Source organism: Dyadobacter endophyticus (assembly GCF_014641595.1).
GTDB lineage: Bacteria > Bacteroidota > Bacteroidia > Cytophagales > Spirosomataceae > Dyadobacter > Dyadobacter endophyticus.
On record NZ_BMIA01000012.1, the window covers coordinates 1 to 3,857 of the forward strand.

The 3,857-nt window shown below is 49.6% G+C and carries 5 protein-coding genes; all 5 read left to right on the forward strand.

Annotation, left to right across the window (positions count from 1 at the left end; translation table 11 throughout):
• On the forward strand, nucleotides 1-462 hold a 462-nt coding region (locus tag IEY24_RS32540; protein ID WP_188939477.1), incomplete at its 5' end, for a T9SS type A sorting domain-containing protein.
• A gap of 236 nt (nucleotides 463-698) precedes the next feature.
• Complete coding sequence (locus IEY24_RS32545) at nucleotides 699-1,328, forward strand: response regulator transcription factor (RefSeq protein WP_188939478.1); 630 nt, start codon at nucleotides 699-701, stop codon at nucleotides 1,326-1,328.
• Between the two features lie 245 nt (nucleotides 1,329-1,573).
• Nucleotides 1,574-2,224 (forward strand): hypothetical protein, encoded by a 651-nt coding sequence (locus IEY24_RS32550; RefSeq protein ID WP_188939479.1) that lies wholly within the window; start codon nucleotides 1,574-1,576, stop codon nucleotides 2,222-2,224.
• A gap of 44 nt (nucleotides 2,225-2,268) precedes the next feature.
• Nucleotides 2,269-3,639, forward strand: coding sequence for a hypothetical protein (locus tag IEY24_RS32555; RefSeq protein ID WP_188939480.1), 1,371 nt, complete (start codon nucleotides 2,269-2,271; stop codon nucleotides 3,637-3,639).
• A gap of 33 nt (nucleotides 3,640-3,672) precedes the next feature.
• Nucleotides 3,673-3,857: hypothetical protein (locus tag IEY24_RS32560; RefSeq protein WP_188939481.1), on the forward strand; the 185-nt coding region annotated here is incomplete at its 3' end.

Genomic DNA, 3,857 nt, shown 5'->3' on the forward strand with positions numbered 1-3,857 from the left:
TCGACCAGTGAAGAAATCAACAGCGACCGATTCGAGATCGAACGCAGTCCCAATGGCAAACAGTGGAATAAAATAGGATCGGTAGAGTCCGGTAAGGAAAGCACAACAATCAGAAAGTACTCCTTCACCGACGAGAACCCTCTGACAGGAAGAAATCTTTACCGCTTGAAGATGGTGGATCAGGACAACACTTTCGCGTATAGTGTCATCCGCACTATCTCTATCGAAGGCAAAGGCGTTTTTCTTTACCCCAATCCAGCTACTGATTACGTCAAACTAGACGATGCAGGCTCGATTCAAAAAGTGGAAATCGTCAATCTGAACGGAGCCACTGTATATCAATCTGCCGCTGTTTCACCGGACGGGATCGACGTGAGAAAGCTGATAGCAGGAAACTATGTGCTTAAAATCACTGACCGGAATGGAGCACTAAACACACAAAAGTTGGTTATCGTTAGGTAGCAGAATTAATCAATGCCTAATTTATCGTAGTGTTTTTTTACAGCTCGGCAAATTACCGCCGAGCTGTTTCTTGGCAAATAATCCATTGCCTGACAGACTCGTCCCCACCGTTATCAGACTGGTTAAAGACTTTCAATCTCCCCGATCCGAAGAATATGGCGCAACGCTTGCCATTTTCTCTTTAGCACCCGCAAGAGCGGTAGTAAAGATTTTTTTCAACATAAACCCCCTTCACAATGTTGAACATATTAATTATCGATGATCAGACGATGTTGCGCGCCGGCATGCGCGTGATGCTTGAAACAGTTTCCGAGCATTACTGCCTTTATGAAGCCAGTTGTGTCGAAACGGCCCTTTCTATCCTTGAAAGCAATGCGGACATTCAGGTAGTTATCAGCGAATTGAAAATTGGCAACCGGGTCGTTGCGGATATTGTAGAAACCATTAAAGCTGTTCGGAACGATGTTTCCATCCTGCTTTATTCGGGATTAGCGGAAAGGTTGTACGCACTTCCGGTTCTGAGAGCTGGCGCGGACGGGTTCATTATGAAAAATGCTAAGATTCCCGAGCTGCAAAAAGCAATCGAGCGAATCGCAGCAGGAGGAAAATATCTGAACCTGGAATTGCAAACTTCCCTGATCAAAAATAAATCTTCACACCGCCTGGAAGACATCGAATCTGTCGAAAAGCTCTCGCCCAGAGAATTGATGGTGATGCGGGAAGTAGCCCAAGGCAAAAGCACCAAAGAAATCGCCTACACCCTCAAACTGAAATGCAATACTGTCAGCACGTATAAGAAGCGGATCTGCCTTAAAATGAACGTAGCGGACAGGATCGAACTTGCACAGAAAGCCGCTGTCCTTTAGGGCTCAGTGAGCGCGCATTTTTCGGCAAGCAACTACCATTTTCATTCTCCCCTGCACCCCAAAAGTCACCTCAAAAATACAAAAAAGCGTCTCAAAACAATCCAATTAGGCAAACGACATTTGTGGTGAATTGTATACAAGTATTCACCAGGCAAGAGTTCGTTTACAAATTGTGATACGCTGACTCTTCCCTGTCCGAGTGCATCGTCATTAATTATTTCTTTAATCAAAAACTTAAAATCCGAATGAAAAAGAAAATCTACTTGCTTGGAGTGATGATGGGCCTTACTGCCTCTGCGGCCATGGCGCAAAATGTAGGGATAGGCACTACCACTCCTGCGGCCAAATTGCACGTGGTGGGCAATGTAGCCATTCAGGATGGTACTCAGGGTGCCGGAAAAGTATTGACCTCGGACGCGGCGGGTATCGCCAGCTGGCAGGCCCCTGCGGGAGCGGGCGCGAGTACCGCCACTCAAACGGCTTCATATGCAGTGCCCATTGGAAATGGTGCGCAGCCAAGCGCCTTTTTCGGAGTGACGGAAGGTTCCTATACAACGGTTTCTAATACGACCAATGTCATCAATTTCCCCAGTCAAAAGGCCGCATTTATCAACTACGTACTTGGTGTTGACGACGTGTCTGCATGGACGGGTTACAGCCCGTTTAACCGTTTTGAAATATATATCGACGGAGTGGCAAGCGGCATCTTCATTATCATCCAGACCGAAGTGAGCGGTCACTTCGAATTGACTTTGTCCGGTGTTCGCACCCTGTCCGCAGGAAACCACACGTTCGATGTAAGGGCAACCAGATGGTATAACAACGGTGCTCCCGCCAGTGCCTACCAAATTTGTGGTACCATTTCTTCCAACCTGGATGTAACCTACTTGAACTAGTCGGAGAGTTGCAAGATACAGTCTTCATTTAAACAGCTTTCACGATGAAAAAAGAATACATCAGCCTCATGACAGGGATGGCATTGCTGTTGGGAAACCAGCTAGCCCATGCGCAGCTTGTCATCGACGGGGCTACTTTCAATAATTATGGGTCAGTTGCCAACCGTGGTACATACACCGCCGTTACAGCCACCGCGCCCGCCGCTTATACGGCTTCATCGGGCGCTGTTTTCAACCACTATGAGACAGATGCCAACTCGTTGCGGGTTAATAACAGCTATAATGCCAATGGCACCGGCGGAAGCACTGACAATTTCAATGGACCGGCGGGAGTAGCAGGTGTGCAGGGAATCAGCGGCAGTGTTGCTCCTAATTTTTCCACACTGGCCTTGAAGAACGGATCGGCCAGCGCATTTAATATCACCAATACAGCAGGCGCCAACGTGTTTACCATTGCGTCGTTCGAAAACGGGATAACCACTACCGTGCGCGCCAACACGGCCAATGGCGCGATCAGGTTTCAGGCAGGGGCGACTTACACAGGCGGGCTCACCGACGCTCAGCACGTGGACGGATATGTTTCCAAAATCGGTAATTCCACTTTTATATTCCCGGTGGGAAACAATTCCGATCTGAGAACATTGCGGATCTCCGCACCCACAAATACCGCGCATATCAGCGTGGCCTACGCCGCAGACCTCGGAGAGGCTTCCAACACACCCTCCGCTTCCATCAAACGCGTATACACCTTTGGTAGTTGGGACTGGGCGGCCATCACACCTGCTACAAACGATCTGGATGTGACCGTGTCGATCCCTAATGTCGCTGGTTTTGAATCCACAGCCGCAAACCTCAGGCTGGTCGGCTGGGACGGTTCCCAATGGCTCGATTTGAGCGGGTCGGCCAATGCCACCGGCGTAGTAGAGAACAGTACACTAACCGGCGTCGTACCGGCTGGGGCGGCCATCACACAGATCGCCATCGGCTCTACGCAGGAGCTTGCCACCACGCCCGACCTGCGGCCGTTTATCATCATGGGCAATGTGACTTTCTCGAATACCGAAACGGTCAGGCCATTTACCATACGCGTCAGAAACATGCGCGCAGGAACCATTGCCTCTGATCTAATTACCATACGCGTCTATAAGCCCACACCTACTTCCACCATTGCCCTCACTGGCGCTTCGGCCACCGAATGGACCATCACCAACTCGGGTACTTACTACACGCTGACCACCAACAGCGATATCGCCGCCTCGCCATTGGGGAATAGCATTACGGCCAACCTGACCATCCCCGCGGCGGCTGTTCCCGGAGGCTATCCATTTAGGGCTTTCATCCCCGACCTATCGGGCGGAGAAGTAGTGGCTGACAATGGCAACAACAATCTAATCATTCAGGTATTCAAAAATTAACTGAAGCCATGACCAGCTTTTAAACTTAAAATCATGAAAAAAACAAACTACTACCTTGGATTAGCGCTTCTTGGACTTTCCCTGCTTGTCTCGGCAGAAAGCCACGCGCAGCAAATCGACATCAACGCCGGGTACGGAAACTATGACCCGGGAACCTTTCCCGGCTATGGAAACCAGCCGGCAGCCCGCGGGATATTTTACTCCTCTGCTGGAAAAAC